This window comes from Sphingomonas sp. J315 (genome assembly GCF_024666595.1).
In the GTDB taxonomy this organism is placed as follows: Bacteria; Pseudomonadota; Alphaproteobacteria; order Sphingomonadales; family Sphingomonadaceae; genus Sphingomonas.
On sequence record NZ_CP088296.1, the window covers coordinates 2,432,578 to 2,451,701 of the forward strand.

Here is a 19,124-nt window from a genome sequence, read left to right on the forward strand (position 1 = left end):
ATGTGCCGACGCCCCCGCACGGTTCAGAACTTGGCGCGCACGCCGATCGAGAAGCGTCGTTCGGACAGCGCATAGCTGTTGAGCGCGATCGGCCCGGCGGCACTGTACTCGGTCGTCGCCGAATCCTCGGGGATCAGGTTCTGCGCCTGGAGCGAGAGCGCGATCCCCTTCGCCAGGTCGATCCCGATCTGGGCGTCGAGCTGCGAGCGCGGGCCGACAAAGCTGGGGCGGCCTTCGGAAAATTCGAACACCGCCTCGTCGCGATAGTTATAGGCGATACGCGCCGAGAACGGCCCCTTTTCGTACAGGCCGACCAGATTGTAGCTGTGCTTCGACACTGCGACGAGCGGGAAGCCACCATTATCTTCCGAGTCCGAATAGGTATAGTTGGCGATCATGCCGAACCCGTCGAGCGGGGCGGGAAGGAAGTCGAAGAATTGCTGGATGCCGATCTCGAACCCCTTGATCCGCGCGCTGGCGAGGTTTTCGGGGCGGGAGAAGGTCAGTTCGCGCCCGGCCGGGTCGAGATTGGTGTCGATCCCGGTGGTCACGAAGCTGGCGATGAAGTTCGAAACGTCCTTGTAGAAGAACGCGCCGGAGATCAGCGAGCTCTTGCCGGTATAATATTCGAAGCTGATATCGCCTTGGGTCGAGATCGGCGGTTCGAGCGCGGCATTGCCGCCGGTCACCGACAGGTTGGTCGCGTTGAAGAAGTTCGACGGCGCAAGGTCGGCGATCGACGCGCGCTGCATCGTCTGGGACCCCGAAATGCGGACGAGGAAGTTGTCGGTGACGTTGAACACCACATTCGCGCTGGGCAGGACGTTGGTGTAGCTGCTTTCGTCGGTGACCAGCGTCGCCGTCGTCCCGACCGTGTTGAACGTATCCACCGACAATTGCGTCCGGGCGATGCGTAACCCGGCGTTGGCCGAGAAGGGGACGCCGCCAATCTCGCCCTTGCCTGCCACCATCAGATAGCCGGCCAGCGTTCGCTCGCTGAAGTCATAGTCGCGTTGGGCGTTGGGCAGCAGCGTCGAGCGGTCATTGGGATCGGGGTTGGGCTGTGCGGCCTGAGCCCGCGTGAAGACATAGTCATAGGTCGGTGCGGTGCTGAGGAAGCTGCGCGGGAAACTGCCCGGAATGTCGGGCAGGAACGATCCCATGCTGACCTGGCGCAGATAGGGTTCGATCTCCGCCCGGGTCGGAGTAACCTGGCTGCGATAGGCATTGGTCAGCGCGTGGAGATCGGTATAGCGCACCCCCGTCGAGATGGTGAAGCCGCTGTCGAATTCATAGGACAGGTCGAGCTTGCCGGTCCATTCCTCGAGCAGGCCGAGCAGGCGGTTGCTGCGCACGCCGTTGCTGGCCGGATTGTATGAGGAATAGACCGTCGGGTTCCAGGCCCCGAGGCTCAGGCTGGGGATCGTCGTGTTGCGGAAATCGAACGCGCCGGGGACTGCTGCGGTCGCCTGTAGCGTGATGATCTGGATCGTCTGGTCGATCGTGCCCTTGCTGTAATAGCCATCCGCCTCGATCGTCAGCCCGCCGCTCTCATATTTGCCGTTGAGGCCGTAAAGATAGCTTTCGGTCGGCTCGTTGCGGATCTGGCCCGCGGTGGTGACGGTGCCGTTGGCGTTGCCCGCGACGACCACGCCGTTCTCGACCACGCGGTTGGTGACCGGATTGCTGCCGGTGGGCAGGCGGAAAGCAAAAAAGTCCTGAATGCGCCCGGTGGTGAGGCGTGAATAGAGCGCGTCGGCGGTCAGCACGAAATCCGGCGTAACCTCGACCTGCACCGCGCCGTTGAGGCCGATGCGCGAGCGGTCGACAACGAAATTCTCGTACTGCAGCAGTACGGGGGTCGGGATCACCCCTCCGCCGGTGCCGGTATAGGTGCGATTGAGGAAGTTGTTGCGCTCGAACGCCTGGGTGGTCGAGGTGCGTTTCTGATACTCCGCCGCGAGCATCACGCCGACCTTGCCGTCGGCGAATTTGGTAGTGGCAAAGCCGGTGAGCACCGGTTCGAACGTCTCGCTGTTTTCCGAATAAACACCGGTCGCGCGCAGCGAGACGGTCGTGTTGCGGAAGTCGAGCGGCTTGGGGGTGACGAGGTTGACCGTGCCGCCAAGGCCGCCTTCGGCCTGGCTGGCGAGCGGCGATTTGCGTACCTCCAGCCGTCCGAACATGCTCGACGGGACCGAATCGAGGCCCGACGAGCGACCGAGCTGGTCATTCTCCGGTGGCGACAGCCGCGCCGACCAGCCGAGGAGCGTGCGACCGTCGACCTCGACTCGTACCTGTTGCAGGCCGCGCACCGACACCGACTGACCCTCGCCGAACACGCGGGTGATCTGGACGCCGGTTACGCGCTGAAGCGCTTCGGCCACGTTGGCGTCGGGCAGCTTGCCGACATCCTCGGCGGTGATCACGTCGAGCACCTGATCGGCCTCGCGCTTGATGTCGGCCGCGCGTTCCAGCGAGGCGCGGATGCCGGTGACAACGATCTCGTCGGAATCCGTTTCCGACTGCGGTGCTGCGTCCTGGGCGATGGCGGGCGTGCCGCATGTAAGCGCGGTTGCGAGTGCGCCGATGGCGATCCCCGTTTTGACGGATGTTCTGATGTCCATGTTTTTCCTCCCCTGTATCCGCGCGGCACGGGGTGGGGAAGGCGCGCCTCTCGCCCTGCATCCCCGTCCCGGCCTACGCCCGATCGACCCGGGTTTAGACACCGGTGTCAACCGAGTTGTGTTACAAGTCGGGAGGGGAGTCAACCGAGATGTCGGACAACTCGACGATCAGCGTCTCGGCGCGGGGCCTGTGCTGGCGCGGGGGATAAGCCGGGTATCGAAGGTCAACCGGTCACGCGGCGTCTTTGAATCGAGCAGCAGGTCGGCGGCGCTGCGGGCCAGTTCGTGCACCGGCTGGCGAACGGTGGTGAGCGGCGGCCAGACGGCGGCCGCGAGATCCGAATCGTCGAACCCGGCAATCGACAATTGTTCGGGGACGGCGATGCCCCGCTCATGTGCGATCGCGAGCACGCCGGCGGCCATGTCGTCATTGCCCGCGAAGATTGCGGTCGGCGGCGTCGGGAGTTCAAGCAACGCCCGCGCGGCGCGGCGGCCCGATTCTGATGCTGTAATCGCCAGGTACGACAAGATCGGGGTTGAACGCCACGCCGTGCGCGTCGAGCGCCGAGCGATAGCCTTTTAGACGCTCGACCGACGAGATATGCGCGTCCGGCCCCTTGATGAAGGCGATGGCGCGATGGCCATGGCCGAGCAGATGCGCGGTCGCCTCACGCGCGGCGCTGGCGTCGTCGATCGTCACCGACCGCCCGACATCGCGGCGCAGCCCCGGCTCGATCCGCACATAGGGCAGCCCGCGCCGGTCGAGTTCGTCGAGCAAGGCTTCGCTTTCGGTCACTGGCGGGGATAGGATCAGTCCGTCGAGATGCGTCTCGTCCACCAGAGCGCAGACATCGGCGACCAGCCCCGGCGCGGCGCTGTCGACTGGCTGGGTCAGCAGCCGATAACCATGTTCGGCGCACCCCTCCTGCGCGCCGGCAAGGAGGTGATAGACATAATAGGGGCTGGGGTTGTCGTAGAGCAGCCCGACCTGAAATGACTTGCGGCCGGCGAGCGTGCGTGCGGCGAGGCTGGGGCGGAAATTGAGTTCGGCGACGACTTGCTCGACGCGGCGGCGGGTTTCCTCGCTGACGTTCTTTTCGTTGTTCAGCACGCGCGAGACGGTCTTGAACGACACGCCCGCGAGCTTCGAAACTTCCTTGATCGTGGGCCGTCGCGCCATTTGCCTCCCCTGACGGGTCAGGCATAGGTGACAGCGTTGGCAACAGGCAAGAGTGGAGTTGAGTCATGGATCGCCGGACTATGCTGGGGGAGTGGCGGCAACGGCGATCGTGGCGCTGCCCGCCCGCGCGGCGCGACCGGCGACGGGACTGCGGGTGATGGCGTTCAATGTCCGCCTGCCGCGCGCCGAGGATGGGGTGAACCGGTGGGAGGCGCGCGGCGACCTGTTCGTCGAGACGATCCGGCGCACCGATCCCGACATCATCGGTACGCAGGAATTGTGGAAGATCCAGGGCGACTATGTGCTGGAGACGCTGCCCGGCTATTCCTGGTTCGGGATCGATCGGCGCGGTGGGCATGGCGACGAGCATATGGGGGTGTTCTTTCGCCGCGACCGGATGAAGGTGATCGAACTGGGCAATTTCTGGTTGTCGGATATGCCGAGCGTGCCGGGGAGCATCAGCTGGGGGCATCCCTATCCGCGGATGGCGACATGGGGGTTGTTCGAGACCAGGGCAGGCAAGCGCTTCTGGCTGATCAACACGCATTTTCCGTATCGGGCCGAGGATGAGGCGGCGCGAAGCAAATGTGCGGCCGCGATTGCGGAGTGGGTGGCGCAGCGGCCTGCCGGGGATGTGGTGGTGCTGACCGGGGACTTCAACACCGGGCCGGAGAGCGAGAGCCATCGTATCCTGTCCACCCATCTGGCCGATGCCTGGACCGCGGCGCCGAAGCGGAAGGGGCCGGAGGGGACGTTCCATGGCTTCAGCGGAACGCCGGGGAAGCGGATCGACTGGGTGATGTCCCGCGGCCTGACGCCGGTGGCGGTCGAGACCGTCGATTTCGGGCGGGGCGGGCGGTTTCCGTCGGATCACTTTCCGGTGGTTGCCGACTATCGCTGGCCCTGAAAATAAAGACCCCGCCCGGACGCGCCGGGCGGGGCCATGAAGGTCGTTTCGATCAGCCCGCCGCGAGCGCCGCGAGCAGCAGCAGCGCGACGATGTTGGTGATCTTGATCATCGGATTGACCGCAGGGCCAGCCGTGTCCTTGTAGGGATCGCCGACCGTGTCGCCGGTGACCGCCGCCTGATGCGCCGGGCTGCCCTTGCCGCCATAGGCACCGAGTTCGATCACCTTCTTGGCATTGTCCCACGCGCCGCCGCCGCTGGTCATCGAGATCGCGACGAACAGGCCGGAGACGATCACGCCGATCAGCAATGCGCCGAGCGCGGCGAAGCCATTGGCCTGACCGGCGACTGCGGTGATCGCGAAATAGACGACGATCGGCGCGAGCACCGGGAGCAGCGAAGGCACGATCATCTCGCGGATCGCGCCCGCCGTCACCAGACCCACGGTGCGTGCATAGTTGGGACGCACGCTGCGGTCGGCGATGCCGGGGTTCTCCTTGAACTGCGCGCGGATATCGAGCGCCACCGCCTGCGCCGTGCGGCCGACGGCGGTCATCGCCATGCCGCCGAACATGTAGGGCAGCAACGCGCCGAGCAGCAGCCCGACGATGACATAGGGGTTGGACAGCGAGAAGTTCACCGCGACATCGGCGAAGAACTCACCCAGATCGACGGTGTAGGTGGCGAACAGCACGAGCGCCGCGAGGCCGGCCGAACCGATCGCATACCCCTTGGTCACCGCCTTGGTCGTGTTGCCCACCGCGTCGAGCGCATCGGTGCGTTCGCGCACTTCCTTGTCGAGGCCCGCCATCTCCGCAATGCCGCCGGCATTGTCGGTCACCGGACCATAAGCGTCGAGTGCGACGACCATGCCAGCCAGCGCCAGCATCGACGTGGCGGCAAAGGCGATGCCCATCAGGCCGGCGATCTGGAAGCTGGCGATGATGCCGACAACGATGACCAACGTCGGCAGCGCGGTCGATTCCATCGACACGGCCAGCCCCTGAATGACGTTGGTGCCATGGCCCGAATCCGATGCCTTGGCGATCGACTTGACCGGGCGATAGTTGGTGCCGGTGTAATATTCGGTGATCCACACCAGCAGCCCGGTGACGCCGAGGCCGACCATCATCGACCAGAAGAGGTCCATGCCGGTGAAGCCGAGCCCGCCGCCGACCTGGGTGTCCATGCCGCCCAGCGTCTGCGCGGTGACATAATAGATCGCCGGAATCGAGAGGACGGCCGTGGCGAAGAAGCCCTTGTAGAGCGCACCCATGATGTTGGTGCCCGAGCCGAGCCGGACGGCATAGGTGCCGATGATCGAGGTGATGATGCAGATGCCACCCACCGCGAGCGGCAGCGCCATCAGCGCGAGCAGCGACGCATTGTCGATGCCGGTGACGAGCAACGCGGTCAGCACCATCGTCGCGCCGATCGTGACGACATAGGTTTCGAACAGATCGGCGGCCATGCCGGCGCAGTCGCCGACATTGTCGCCGACGTTATCGGCGATGACGCCGGGGTTGCGGTCGTCATCCTCGTCGAAGCCGAGTTCGTTCTTGCCGACCATGTCGGCGCCGACGTCGGCCGCCTTGGTGAAGATGCCGCCGCCGAGGCGGGCGAAGATCGAGATCAGCGACGCGCCGAACGCCAGTGCGACGAGTGCGTCGACGACATGGCGATCCTGCGGCGCGTAGCCGGCGGGGCCGGTGAGGTACCAGAAGAAGACCGAGATCGCGAGCAAGGCGAGACCCGCCACCAGCATGCCGGTGATCGCGCCGGCGCGGAATGCGACGGTAAGGCCTGACTGGAGCGAGGTGCGTGCTGCTTCGGCGGTGCGGACATTGGCGCGGACCGAGATGTTCATCCCGATAAAGCCGGTGACGCCCGACAGCACCGCGCCGAGCAGGAAGCCGATTGCCGAGGTGAGACCGAGGAAATAGCCGACCAGCGCCGCGACGATCACGCCGACGACCGCGATCGCGGTATATTGCTTGGCAAGATAGGCCTGCGCGCCTTCCTGAATGGCGGCGGCGATTTCCTGCATCCGGGCATTGCCGGCCGAATAGGCGAGCACCTGGTAGCTCGTGAAAATGCCATAGAGCACGGCGAGTAAGCCGCACCCGATGGCGATCGTGACAACCGTCATCTGGTATCCTTCCCCTGTGAATCCCGCAGGTCGCCCAGGTCTTGATGCCCGGTACAACGCGCGTCGGGGCGGAGCGTAGAGAGGGGCGGGGGGCTGTCAAGCCGCGTGGATCGGTGAGGCGTCCGACGATCCTGACGAAAATGGGGGGTGTCCCGCGCGGTGAACCGGAACGCGCCGGGTTGGCGACCGGAATGCGACGGGTTCGCGACGCCCGCACGACGGGTACGCGGCAGTGGCGCGACGTGCGCGCGACAGGCTGACAACCGGGGCGCGACGGGGATGCGACAGGCTGACACCAGCGACGCGACAGGAACGCGCCGGGTTGGCGACGCGCGGCGGCCTGAGTCGGGTGCTGGCGGGTTCATCTATCAGGGTAGATCAGATGAAATCCAACATTTGAAGGGGGTTGTTGGGGCGATCGACTGCTTCGCGTCGGAGAAGAAGCTGGGCCCCGGCTCGAGGCCGGGGTGACGTGAGCTTAGCCGTGACGGTAGCCGAGCTTGGTGGGGAGGGGCACCGGCGCGTCGTTTGCGGTGAGGGTCAGGCCGTCGCAGGGGCTGGCGGTGCCGATGCGGGTGGCGGGGACGGGCGGTTCGGTGTCGGCGGGGAGGGTGAAGAGGAGTTCGTAATCGTCGCCCGCGCTGGCCGCGTCGAGGACGGGGCCGGGGAGCGCGAGCGGGATGGCGTCGAGGTCGATGGCGAGCGCGATGCTGCTGGCCGCCGCGAGCCGCTGCGCGTCGATCAGCAGGCCGTCGGAGACGTCCATCATCGCGGTGGCAAGGGGGGGCGAGCGCCTGTCCCTCGGCAAGGCGCGGGACGGGGTGGAGGTAGCGGGCCAGGTCGCGCGGTTCCCCATCCGCGCCGAACGCTGCGCCGCCGATGGTGCCCGTCACCCAGAGACTGTCGCCGGGTCGGGCGCCGGTGCGCAGCGGGGTGCGGGCGGGGGCGGCGCCGATGGCGGTGAGCGTCAGGCTGCGCGGCGCTCCAGCGGGCATCGCCACCGTGTCGCCGCCGATCAGCGGCATGGAATAGCGGGTGAGCGCGTCGTTGAGGCCGTTCAGGAAGGCGCGGTCCCACTGTGCATCGCCCGACAGGCTGTAATTGAGCAGGCACGCGAGCGGGGTCGCGCCCTTGGCGGCGAGGTCGGAGAGATTGACCGCCGCGAGCCGCCAGCCGACCGACTCCGGCGGGTCGTGCGGGCGGTAGTGGACCGACTCGACCATCGTGTCGCTGGTGAGGATGAGCTTGCCCGCCGCGACATCGAGTTGCGCAGTGTCGTCCGCGAGGCCCACCGCCGCCGGGTGCGTCGCGATGGCGCGCAGGGCGGTGAGGAAGGCGAATTCATCGGGCATCTTCGCGGCGTAGGCGATCATGTCCGGATGGGAAAGGGCACTGCCGAGGTCATTGCATTCGTATGCATCCTCCCGTTGCGCGTGCGGCCTGATAGGTTCGGGGGAACGACAAGGGAGAGGCGAATGAAGGTCATGCGGCGCGATGTGCTGGGCGGCGCGCTGGCTGGGCTGGGGCTGGTGGCGCTGCCTGCGGCGGCGCAGGTGACGGGCGGGCGGATCGTCGAGATCGACCCCTTTCCGTCGCGCCATGTCGCGCCGCGCAAGGTGATCGTGTGGCTGCCCGAGGCATATGACCGGCGGCGCGCGGCGCGCTTTCCCGTCATCTACATGCATGACGGGCAGAATATCCTCGACGGCAAGACCGCCTTTGCCGGGGGAGTGGGGGGTGGACGAGGCAATCGCGCGGATGGCGGCGCGCGGCGACCTGCGCGACACGATCGTCGTGGGCATGGTCAACACGCCGGCGCGGTATCGCGAATATTTCCCGCAAAGGTCGCGGCGCATCTGCCCGAAGCCTATCGTGCGGCGGTGCTGGCGATGGCGGACGGGCCGTTGCTGGGCGATGCCTATCTGCGCTTCATCGTCGAGGAGGTGAAGCCGGCGATCGACAAGCGTTTTCGGACGCTGGCGGGTCCGGCCGACACGTCGGTGATGGGATCGTCAATGGGCGGGCTGATCTCGCTCTATGCGATCGCGGAGTATCCGCACGTGTTCGGTCAGGCGGCGTGCCTGTCGATCCATTTGCCGCTGACCGCGCCGATGGCGGCGCATAACCGCCCGCCCGAGGGGCCGCAGGCGGTGGCGGCGGCATTCCGCGCCTGGCTGTCGGGCAGCCGGTTCGATCCGAAGCGCAATCGCGTCTATCTCGACCATGGCACTGCCGGGCTCGACGCGTCCTACCCGCCCTTTGCCGAGGCGATCGACGCGATGCTGCCGACGATCGGCTGGGTGCGTGGGCAAACCTATGAGCTGCGCAGCTTCACCGGCACCGACCACAATGAGCGGGCGTGGCGCGAGCGGATCGACATTCCGCTCGGATTTCTCGACCGCCGCCGCTGAGCGGGCCGGTGCCGCCTTCAGACAAAAGACTCACACCGCCTTCAGCGCTTCCTCGAAGTCCGCGATCAGGTCGTCGGCATTTTCGACGCCGATCGAGATGCGCACCAGATTGTCGGTGATGCCGAGCGCCTGTTTGCGCGCGTCGGGGACCGAGAGGTGGGTCATCGCGGCGGGGGCGCTGGCGAGGGTTTCGGTGCCGCCGAGGCTGACCGCGAGCTTGGCGATCTTGAGGCTATCGAGGAAGGCGAACGCCTCCTTCTCGCCGCCCTTGAGGTAGAGCGAGAAGGTCGATCCGGCACCGGTGCAGTGGCGGTCGTAGATGTCGCGCTGACGGCTGCCCTCGGGCAGGAAACCGAGATAGCCGACGCTTTCGACCTTGGGGTGGGTGCGGAGATATTCGCAGACCTTGACCGCATTCTCGCCCGCGCGGCTCATGCGCAGTTCGAGCGTCTCGAGCGAGCGCAGCAGCATCCAGGCGGTGTTGGGGTCGCAGATCGTGCCGATGGTGTTGCGCATCAGGCGGATCGTGTTGATCAGCTCCTTGCTCCCCAGCACGCCGCCCGCCACGAGGTCGCTATGGCCGCCGGCATATTTGGTGAGCGAATAGACGACGAGGTCGGCGCCCTGCTTGAGCGGCTGCGCCCAGAGCGGGCCGAGGAAGGTGTTGTCGATCGCGATCGGCGGCTTGTTGGCGCCGGTGAAGATCGCGTCGCGGCTGGCGGCGACGGCCTCGACATCGACCAGCACATTGGTCGGGTTGGCGGGGCTTTCGAGATAGATGAGCGCGACATTGCCGGAGGCGGCCTTGCTGAGCACCGCGTCGATCTCTTCGCGGGTCGCGCTGGCCGGGAAGTCGAGCCAGTGCACGCCGAACTTGCCGAGGATGCGCGCGATCAGCGTTTCGGTCGCAGCGTAGAGCGGGCCGCTGTGCACGATGGTGTCGCCGGGCTTGACCATCGCGAGGAACAGGGTGGCGATGGCCGACATGCCGGAGGAGAAGGCGAGCGCGTCCTCCGCCTCTTCCCACACGCCCAGGCGATCTTCGAGGATTTCCTGATTGGGGCCGTTGAAGCGGGAGTAGACGAGGCCTTCGGCGCCGCCGGGGCGCTTGCCGGTCACGCCTTCGAAATGGCGCTTGCCGGCGGCGGCGTTGGGGAAGACGAAGGTCGAGGTCGCGAAGATCGGCGGCTTCAGCGAACCTTCCGACAGCATCGGGTCATAGCCGTGGCCCATCATCATCGTCGCGGGGCTGAGCTTGCGATTGCCGATCGTGTCGGCCGAGGGCTTGGGACGGCGGCGCGGTTCGGCACCGGTGAGATCGGCTTCGGTGGGCTTGCCCGGCTTGTCGGTCATGGTGCGTCCGCTCCTGGTATCAGATGTAACTAGTTACCGCTGCCGTCGCACCGTTCCGCTACCCCGTCAATCCAATCACGCTGATCTGGCGGCCGTAATCGGGTGCGCCCTCATGCGTGGCGCGGCGATAGCTGAAGAAACGCGCCGGATCGGCATAGGTGTCCGCGCCGAGCGCCGCGACCCGGCGCACCCCGGCGGCGGCGAGGCGGTGGACGACATAGGCCTCGAGGTCGAACTGGTGGTGGCCGGGCTTGCCGGGGGTGAAGAAGCGCTCGTTGGCCGGATCGGCGGCGGCAGAATCGGGTGAGGAAGCCGTCGTCGACTTCGTAACTCGCGCGGGCGATGCAGGGGCCAACCGCGGCGGCGATGCGGCTGCGGTCGGCGCCGAGTTCTTCCATGCGGGCGAGTGTCGCGTCGGTGACGCCGTGGAGCGCGCCCTTCCACCCCGCATGCGCGGCGGCGACGACGCCGGCGGTGCGGTCGGCGAACAGCACGGGGGCGCAATCGGCGGTGAGGATGCCGAGCAGCAGGCCGGGGCGGTCGGCGACGAGCGCGTCGGCGTGCGGGCGGCTGTCCTCGTCCCAGTCGTCGCCGACGATTACCGCGTCGGGAGAATGGACCTGATGCACGGTGGCGAGGCGGCTGTCGGGCGCGACGGCGGCGATGACGCGGCGCTGGTTCTCGATCAGTTCGGGCGTGGGGGGCAGGCCGCGACGGCCCATGTCGAGGCTGGCGGTGGGGCCGGTCGTGACCCCGCCGGTGCGGCCGATAAAGCCGTGCGCGATGCCGTCGAGGGTGGTGGCGCGCAGAATGGTGAGCGCTTCGCTCACAGCGCGAGCCGCATCACGAGGTCGCGGTCGATCTGGCGGCCGACCGGGAAGGCATAGTCACCGACATGGACGAAACCGAACTTGGCGTAGAAGGCGATCGCGCGGTGGTTTTCCTCGAACACGGTCAGCAGCAGCGCGGGTGCGTGGCGCGCGCGGGCGGTGGCCATCGCCCAATCCATCAGTGCGTGCGCGACGCCGCGTCCATGCCAGTCGGTGGCGACATAGAGCTGCGACAGCTGGGCGTCGGTCGGCTGGGCCTGTTCGAGGGTCGGGGGGACCATCTTTGCGTAGCCGGCGATGGTGCCGTCGAGGCGCGCGATGGCCCAGGTGATTGCCGGGTTGGCGAGGTCGCGGATCAGGCGGCCCTCTGGACCGAAGCTCTCGTCCAGGAACGCGGCGAGATCCTCGGGCTTGTAGAAATGGGCGAAGGTGTCGCGCCAGCTTGCCTCCGCCATCGCGTCGAGTGCGATTGCGTCCGCGGGGGTGGGGGTGTCGATCGTGAGGACGGCGCTCATTCCCCGAACCCCGCAGGGATGGGCCAGCCGGGAGCGGTCAGCGCGACGACCTTGAACAATTCGCCCATCGCGTCGTCGCCGGTCAGCCGGTCGCGGGCGGCGGCGATGTCGGCGGCGCGGTCGGGCGAGGAGCGGGTGAGGGCATCGGCACGCGGTTCAATGCCGAGATCGCGGAGCCATGCGCCCTGTGGTACCGGGCCATAGGCCTCCAGCCCCTCGACCCGCGCGGCTTCGATCAGCGTGCCGAAATCGACATGGGCGGTGAGGTCGGCCTCGCCCGGGTCCTCGAACGGATTGACGTAAGCATGGCCGCGCACCGCCTGAAGCGTGTCGCCGATCGCGGGCCCGGCATAGCCATAGTCGATCACGATCGCCGCGCCGCCCTGTTGCAGCAATCGCGCGGCGAGGGCGCGCAGGATTGCGACACTGGGGGGCGAGGTTTCGAGGATCGATCCGTCCTCTGCATCGCGGAATTGCGGAGGGATGATCGGATCGAAGATGGTGTTGCCGATCACGGGGATGAACAGCGTGTCCTGACAGGCGACGAGCCGTTCGCGCCAGCCCTGTTGCGTCTTGACCAGCTGACGGATCGGAAGCGCGTCGAAAAATTCGTTGGCGACGACCAGCAGCGGCTTGTCGTCGGGAATGCCGACCAGATCGAGCGACCATTCGGCGTCCGGCACCGCCTTTGCCTGTTCGGCGCGCAGCGCGGGGCTGTTCTCGACAAAATGGACAGGGGGCGTCAGGCCCGCGCTGCGCATCGCGCGCAAGGCGTCGGCAGCGAGCGTGCCGCGCCCCGGGCCAAGCTCGACATAATGGCAGTCGGGGCGATCGGCGCGGTCCCACAGGTCGGCGAGCGCGAGGCCGACCAGCTCGCCGAACATCTGGCTGATTTCGGGCGCGGTGGTGAAGTCGCCACGCGTGCCGAGCGGATCGCGGGTCGCGTAATAATGGGTGTTGGCGGCGCCCATATATTGCGACAGCGGGATCGGCCCGGCCAGGGTGATGGCGCGGGCGATCCGCTCGGGCAGCGGGCCGTCTGGATTAGCCTGTTCGGTCATCGCTTGGCGACATGCCCTCCCCCGACCCCTCCCGCAAGCGGGAGGGGAGATTCATGCAATTGTCTGGTCGCCGGCAAAGGGTTCGACCCGTTCGCGGCGCTTCTTCGCGGTGGCGATGAGGTAGAGGCCCCCGAAGATCATCGGCAGCGTCAGCAGCTGGCCCATGTGCAGCCCCGGCGTCGCGAAGATCGTGCCGTCGAACTGCGCGTCATGCTCGCGGAAGAATTCCACGAACCAGCGCGACAGGCCATAGCCGAGGATGAAGGTGCCGACGAGCTTGCCCGGCTGATAGCGCGCGTCGGTCTTCCAGAACAGGAACCACAGGACCAGGCCGACGACGAGGCCCTCGAGCCCTGCCTCATAGAGCTGGCTGGGGTGGCGCGCGAAGGTCTCACCGGTCGGCTGGACGCCATTATGATCGTACACGATGCCCCATGGCATCGTCGTCGGATGGCCCCACAGCTCGCCATTCACGAAATTGGCGAGGCGGCCGAAGAGCAGCCCGAACGGCACCGCGCAGGCGACATAGTCGTGGACGCGGAGCCAGTTGAGCTTTCCTTGCGGCACAGCCACAGGATCGCGAGCGTGACGCCGAGCACGCCGCCGTGGAAGGACATGCCGCCTTCCCAGAGCTGGAGAAGCTTGATCGGCTCGAGGAACAGCGCCGGCTGGTAGAAGATCGCATAGCCGAGCCGCCCGCCGACGATGATGCCGATCGTGGCATAAAAGACCATGTCGTCGGCATGGCGGCGCGCCATCGGCGCACCCGGCTGTGCAAGCAGCTTGAGCAGGTACCACCAGCCGACCAGGATGCCCGCGATATAGGCGAGCGAATACCATTTGAGCTGGAAGAAGCCGAGGTCGAGCGCGACCGGATGCAGGCCGAGATCGCTGAACTGGATATGGGATGCGGCTTGCGCGGCGGCGGTCAGGATCACGATTGGGCTCTCCCCGGGAGTTCGGCGCTGTCCTATCGGGATATGACGCCGGGGCCAAGGGGCGGGATGGGGTTCAGTTTATCCTCCCCCTGGCGGGGGAGGATTGGGGAGTGGCGCAGCGGTATCAGCCCCGCTAGACGAACCGAATGGAGCGCAAGGGCTTGAAAGGGATCGACCGGCGCACGCTGCTGATCGGTGGCGGAGCGGGGATCGGGCTGGTCGTCGCGTGGGCGGCATGGCCGCGCACCTATCTGCCCAATCTGCCGCTGCGAGACGGCGAGGCGGGGTTCGGGGCGTGGCTGAAGATCGCGCCTGACGGGCAGGTCACCGTGGCGGTGCCGCAATGCGAATATGGACAGGGCGTGTTCACCACCCTGCCGCAGATCGTCGCCGATGAGCTGGGCGCGGACTGGCGACGGGTGGGGGTCGAACAGGCACCGCTGAGCCCGCTCTATGCCAATGCGATGGCCGCAGGCGAGCTGTTCCCGGCTGTCCTGCCCGACCGGCTGCGCGCGACTCATGCGCGGCGCACCGCGCTGATGCTGACGGGCGCGTCCACGTCGATGCGCGCGTTCGAGGGGCCGCTGCGCGAGGCCGGCGCGGCGGCGCGGGCGATGCTGTGCCAGGCGGCGGCGCGGCGCTGGGGTGTCGACTGGACCGCATGTGACACTGCCAACGGCTTTGTCGTCCATGACAGGCAGAAGATCGGGTTCGGCGAGCTGGCTGCGGACGCAGCGGGTGAAGACGTACCCGCCGACCTGGCCCTGCGCGAGGGCGATGGCACGCGACTGCGGGGCGAGGCCGCGCCGCGGCTCGACGGGCCGGGTAAGGTCAACGGCACCGCGACCTTTGCCGCCGACATCCGCCTGCCCGACATGGTCTTTGCCGCAGTTCGGCAGGGGCCGATCGGCACGGTCAAGCTCGCCGCGCTGGACGAGGCAGGTGCGCGCACCGTCCCCGGCATGTTGCATGTCGTGAAGAACGAGCGCTGGGTCGCTGCAGTTGCCAACAACAGCTGGGCGGCCCAGCGCGCGCTCGACGCAATGAAGCCGAAATTCGAAGTCGCGACCAGGGTCGACAGCGCGTCGATCCAGGCGGCGCTCGACGCAGCTCTAAATGGTGACGGAGCCCGGATGGAGTCGGAGGGCGATCTGTCCGCCGCGTTCAGGGGCGCGCGAGTGGTCACCGCCGAGTACCGCGTCGGGGTGGCGCTGCACGCCGCGATCGAGCCGATGGCGGCGACGGCGAGCTTTGCCGACGGTCGCTGCCGCATCTGGATGGCCACCCAGGCACCGGGCCTTGCCTGCACGGCGGTCGCGGAGGTGCTGGGAATCAGTCCGGCGAGCGTCATCATCCACCCGGTATTCGCGGGTGGATCGTTCGGGCAGAATCTGGAGCATCAGGTCGCACAGCAGGCCGCGCTGATCGCGCGCGAGGTGGGCAAGCCAGTGCAACTGACCTGGTCGCGTGGCGAGACCTGTCTGCACGATCGCTATCGGGCGCCGACGGCGGCGCGGATGACCGCGCGGCTCGGTGCGAACGGCGCGGTGGCGGGGTGGCTCGCCAAGATCGCGGCGCCGGCGAGCGGGCATGAGCTGGCGGCGCGGCTGATGGCGGGGGACAATGCGATTGCGGCGGGGCTTGCGCTGGCGGGCGGTGGCGACCCGGCGGCAGTGGCAGGGGCGCGCCCGCCCTATCGCATTCCCAATCTGGCCGTCGATCACCACCCGGCCGATATCGGCGTTCCGACCGGTTACTGGCGGTCGGGATCGCATGGCGCGACCGCGTTCTTCACCGAAAGCTTCATCGACGAACTGGCGCATGTCGCGCAGATCGAGGCGCACAGCTTCCGCATCGCGATGCTGGGCGGCGAGCCGCGGCTGGCGCGGTGCCTGTCCACCGTCGCGACGCTGGGCGGATGGCAGGGTGGTCTTGCGGGGAGCGGGCAGGGGCTGGCGTGCCACGCCTTTCGCGGATCCTATATCGCGGTGATGGTCGAGGCGTCGGTCGGCGGCGACCAGCGGATCAAGGTCGACCGCATCGTCGCGGCGGTCGATTGCGGTCGCGTGGTCAACCCCGATGTGGTGCAGCAGCAGATCGAGGGCGGACTGATCTTTGGCATGGCCGGGGCGCTGGGGGTCACGACCGGCTTTACCGGCAATATGGCCGATGCGCGGGGCTTCGCCGATCTCGATCTGCCGCGCCTGTCCGACACGCCCGAGATCATGATCGAGCTGATCGCGAGCGAAGCCGAGCCGGGCGGGGTGAGCGAGCTGGCGGTGCCGCCGGTCGCGCCCGCCATCGCCAATGCGATCCATGCCGCTACGGGCGTGCGCTTGCGCCAGCTGCCACTGATTCCGGGGGGCGAATGATTCCCGAGAAGCATCCGCTCGCGCCGAGCGGGATCGTCGGCGTATTGCTGGTCAATCTCGGAACGCCCGACGCGCCCGATGCGGGTGCGGTGCGACGTTATCTGGGCGAATTTCTGTCGGATCGGCGGGTGGTCGAGATACCGGCGCTGATCTGGCAGCCGATCCTGCGCGGCATCATCCTGCGCACGCGCCCGGTGAAGTCTGCGCATGCGTATCGGCAGGTGTGGACCGACGAGGGGTCACCCCTCGCCGCGATCACCAGGCGCCAGGCCGAGGCGTTGCAAGTCGCGTTCGCGGGTGCGACGCCCGAGGTGATGGTCGATTGGGCGATGCGCTATGGCATGCCCGCCATCGGCGACCGGCTGTGCGGGCTGAAAGCCTATGGCTGCGACCGCATCCTGATTGCGCCGCTTTACCCGCAATATTGCGCCGCAACCACTGCCACGGTGGTGGACAAGGTGGGCGAGACGCTGGCGAAGATGCGCTGGCAGCCCGCAATCCGCACGCTGCCGCCCTATTATGACGATCCGCGCTATATTGCGGCACTGGCGGAATCGGTGCGAGGGCAACTGGCCGCGCTCGATTTCGAGCCGGATGCCGTGCTGGCGAGTTTTCACGGGATGCCGCAACGGACGCTGGAGCTGGGCGACCCCTATCACTGCCATTGCCGCAAGACTGCGCGGCTGCTGGGCGAAGCGCTGGGCCGCGAACTGACCGTGACGTTCCAGTCGCGTTTTGGCCGGGCGAAGTGGCTGGAGCCGGCAACCGACACGGTGCTGGAGGAGCTGCCGGGCAAGGGCGTAAAGAAGGTTGCGATCGTCGCGCCGGGCTTTTCCGCAGACTGTCTGGAGACGCTGGAGGAGCTGGCGATCCGGGGACGCGAGTCATTTGTCGAGGCAGGCGGAACGCATTTCGCCTATCTGTCATGTCTCAACGATAGTGCGCCGGGCATCGCGATGCTGCGCAGCATCGTCGCATCGGAGCTTGCAGGCTGGGCGGAGCTAACCTAGCCATAAGGCCAACCAACACGGGAGAGGTTCATGGCACGGGTAGCGATCGTAACCGGCGGCACGCGCGGCATCGGCGAAGCGATCAGCGTGGCGCTGCGCGACATGGGTATGAGCGTCGCCGCCAACTATGCGGGCAACGACCAGCGCGCGGCGGAATTCACCGAGCGGACCGGGATCAAGGCGTTCAAATGGGACGTCGCCGATTATGATGCGTGCCAGGCGGGCATTGCGGAGGTCGAGGCGGCGCTGGGGCCGGTCGACGTGCTGGTCAACAATGCCGGCATCACCCGCGACGGCACGATCCTCAAAATGACCTACCAGATGTGGAAGGAGGTCATGGACACCAATCTTGGCGGGTGTTTCAACATGGCCAAGGGCGTGTTCCCTGGCATGCGTGACCGCAAATGGGGCCGCATCGTCAATATCGGGTCGATCAACGGCCAGGCCGGCCAGTACGGCCAGGTCAATTATGCCGCAGCGAAGAGCGGCATCCACGGATTCACCAAGGCGCTGGCGCAGGAAGGCGCGCGTGCCGGAGTGACGGTCAACGCGATCGCGCCGGGCTATATCGACACCGACATGGTCGCTGCAGTTCCGGCGGAAGTGCTGGAGAAGATCGTCGCGAAGATCCCGGTCGGGCGGCTGGGCCAGGCGAACGAAATCGCGCGCGGCGTGGCGTTCCTGTGCTCGGAAGAGGGCGGGTTCGTCACCGGCTCGACGCTGAGCATCAATGGCGGGCAGCATATGTACTGAGGGGCGCAGGGGCGGCCACGCCCGCCCCCGGTGCGCCGAGCAATCGGCGCAGCGCCCCGCCCGGATGGCGGGGCCGCGCAGCGGAACCCGTCCGACGCCAGGCGCGGGTTTTGCCCGTGCTGCTGTTTCAGCCCGACGACGCGTACTGACACTGGACTCCGGCTCCAAGGCGCGTAGGCTCCGGCCCGCAACCTGACTGGGGGGAGTGGGTTCGATGAAGCACCTCGCACGCGCGGCCGCTGTTTTCGCACTGGCGCTGACGCCGATCGCGGCATGGGGTGATTCGAGTCCGCAGGTGGTGCTCGCCACCCCCGGCATGGGCGGCGGCGCGATCGAGCGCTACACCTTGCGCTTCAGCCAGCCGATGGTGCCGCTGGGCGATCCGCGCGCGGCGTCCCCGATCAAGGTCGCGTGCGCGGTCGGCGGCGAGGGGCGCTGGGTCGATCAGCAAACCTATGTCTGGGAGTTCGCCAGCCCGTTGCCGGGCGGGACGACGTGCAAGATCACGCTTGAGAGAAGCTGAAGAGCGTCGCGGGCTATGCCGTGTCGGGCAAGCGCGAGTTTACCGTCGATGCCGGTGGACCGACCGTCAAGGCGATGCTGCCGCAACGCTGGGGCGGGGAGATCGAGGAGGATCAGGTCTTCCTGATCGGGACCAACATGCCCGCCACCCGCCAGTCGGTCGCGGCCAACGCCTATTGCGCGGTTGAGGGGATCGGCGAGAAGATTCCGGTCGAACTGCTCGCCGAGGACGTGCCGGGCAAGCTGCTGCAGGACCTGAACCCCAAGCGCTGGGAAGTGCGCAACTTCCTGAGCGATGCCGGGATGGCCGAGGCGCTGCCGGAGAAGGCCGAGGATCGCGCGAAGGTGCTGTCCAATGTCGTAGCGCTGAAATGCGGACGGCCGCTGCCGCCGGGGCGTGATGTGTCTTTGGTGTGGGGCGCGGGCGTTGCTGGAGCGGGCGGCAAGACCGCAGGGGCCGACCAGCGATTCGACTTTACCGTGCGCAAGCCGTTCG

The 19,124-nt window shown here is 67.3% G+C and carries 13 protein-coding genes and 3 pseudogenes; 6 read left to right on the forward strand and 10 right to left on the reverse strand.

Annotated features, from left to right (window positions below; translation table 11 throughout):
* Positions 1-23: 23 nt before the first annotated feature.
* From LRS08_RS12445 to LRS08_RS12455, 3 genes are all read right to left on the reverse strand, one after another.
* A complete protein-coding gene (locus LRS08_RS12445) occupies positions 24-2,627 on the reverse strand; it encodes a TonB-dependent receptor (protein ID WP_260480780.1) in 2,604 nt (867 codons plus the stop codon).
* Between the two features lie 168 nt (positions 2,628-2,795).
* Positions 2,796-3,101 (reverse strand): substrate-binding domain-containing protein, encoded by a 306-nt coding sequence (locus LRS08_RS12450; protein ID WP_260480781.1) that lies wholly within the window; start codon positions 3,099-3,101, stop codon positions 2,796-2,798.
* Complete coding sequence (locus LRS08_RS12455) at positions 3,094-3,807, reverse strand: LacI family DNA-binding transcriptional regulator (protein ID WP_260480782.1); 714 nt, start codon at positions 3,805-3,807, stop codon at positions 3,094-3,096. The genes LRS08_RS12450 and LRS08_RS12455 overlap by 8 nt, the downstream gene beginning before the upstream one ends.
* A 52-nt stretch (positions 3,808-3,859) precedes the next feature.
* Between LRS08_RS12455 and LRS08_RS12460 the strand changes: the two genes are divergently transcribed.
* On the forward strand, positions 3,860-4,714 hold the full coding sequence (locus tag LRS08_RS12460; protein ID WP_260480783.1) for an endonuclease/exonuclease/phosphatase family protein: 855 nt from the start codon (positions 3,860-3,862) through the stop codon (positions 4,712-4,714).
* Between the two features lie 52 nt (positions 4,715-4,766).
* Here the strand turns inward: LRS08_RS12460 and LRS08_RS12465 are convergent, their stop codons facing one another.
* Together LRS08_RS12465 and thiL are read right to left on the reverse strand one after the other, a co-directional pair.
* Positions 4,767-6,863: a sodium-translocating pyrophosphatase gene (locus tag LRS08_RS12465; RefSeq protein WP_257843382.1), complete on the reverse strand. Its 2,097-nt coding sequence runs from the start codon at positions 6,861-6,863 to the stop codon at positions 4,767-4,769.
* 478 nt (positions 6,864-7,341) lie between these two features.
* Positions 7,342-8,215 (reverse strand): annotated as a pseudogene (gene thiL, locus LRS08_RS12470) (thiamine-phosphate kinase).
* Positions 8,216-8,752: 537 nt separating this feature from the next.
* Between thiL and LRS08_RS12475 the strand changes: the two are divergent.
* Positions 8,753-9,274 carry an alpha/beta hydrolase gene (locus LRS08_RS12475; RefSeq protein ID WP_257845419.1) on the forward strand — a complete coding sequence of 174 codons (522 nt, stop codon included), beginning with the start codon at positions 8,753-8,755 and terminating at the stop codon, positions 9,272-9,274.
* Between the two features lie 30 nt (positions 9,275-9,304).
* Here LRS08_RS12475 and LRS08_RS12480 read toward each other — a convergent pair whose 3' ends face one another.
* The 5 genes and pseudogenes from LRS08_RS12480 to lgt form a co-directional block, all read right to left on the reverse strand.
* Complete coding sequence (locus LRS08_RS12480; protein ID WP_257843380.1) at positions 9,305-10,627, reverse strand: cystathionine gamma-synthase family protein; 1,323 nt, start codon at positions 10,625-10,627, stop codon at positions 9,305-9,307.
* Positions 10,628-10,685: 58 nt separating this feature from the next.
* Positions 10,686-11,457: pseudogene (pgeF, locus tag LRS08_RS12485) on the reverse strand (peptidoglycan editing factor PgeF).
* Positions 11,454-11,972 carry a GNAT family N-acetyltransferase gene (locus LRS08_RS12490; RefSeq protein WP_260480784.1) on the reverse strand — a complete coding sequence of 173 codons (519 nt, stop codon included), beginning with the start codon at positions 11,970-11,972 and terminating at the stop codon, positions 11,454-11,456. The pseudogene pgeF and the gene LRS08_RS12490 overlap by 4 nt, the downstream one beginning before the upstream one ends.
* On the reverse strand, positions 11,969-13,033 hold the full coding sequence (locus tag LRS08_RS12495; protein ID WP_260480785.1) for a class I SAM-dependent methyltransferase: 1,065 nt from the start codon (positions 13,031-13,033) through the stop codon (positions 11,969-11,971). Before LRS08_RS12495 ends, LRS08_RS12490 begins: the two co-directional genes overlap by 4 nt.
* A gap of 51 nt (positions 13,034-13,084) precedes the next feature.
* Positions 13,085-13,971: pseudogene (gene lgt / locus LRS08_RS12500) on the reverse strand (prolipoprotein diacylglyceryl transferase).
* Positions 13,972-14,117: 146 nt separating this feature from the next.
* On the opposite strand from lgt, the gene LRS08_RS12505 reads away from it, so the two are divergent.
* The 4 genes from LRS08_RS12505 to LRS08_RS12520 all read left to right on the forward strand — a co-directional run bounded on the left by LRS08_RS12505 (position 14,118) and on the right by LRS08_RS12520 (position 18,629).
* Positions 14,118-16,343, forward strand: coding sequence for a xanthine dehydrogenase family protein molybdopterin-binding subunit (locus LRS08_RS12505; RefSeq protein ID WP_260480786.1), 2,226 nt, complete (start codon positions 14,118-14,120; stop codon positions 16,341-16,343).
* Positions 16,340-17,353: a ferrochelatase gene (gene hemH / locus LRS08_RS12510; RefSeq protein ID WP_257843377.1), complete on the forward strand. Its 1,014-nt coding sequence runs from the start codon at positions 16,340-16,342 to the stop codon at positions 17,351-17,353. Before LRS08_RS12505 ends, hemH begins: the two co-directional genes overlap by 4 nt.
* A gap of 30 nt (positions 17,354-17,383) precedes the next feature.
* Complete coding sequence (phbB, locus tag LRS08_RS12515) at positions 17,384-18,106, forward strand: acetoacetyl-CoA reductase (protein WP_260480787.1); 723 nt, start codon at positions 17,384-17,386, stop codon at positions 18,104-18,106.
* A 214-nt stretch (positions 18,107-18,320) separates the two neighbouring features.
* Positions 18,321-18,629 (forward strand): hypothetical protein, encoded by a 309-nt coding sequence (locus LRS08_RS12520; RefSeq protein ID WP_260480788.1) that lies wholly within the window; start codon positions 18,321-18,323, stop codon positions 18,627-18,629.
* The last annotated feature ends 495 nt before the right edge of the window (positions 18,630-19,124 follow it).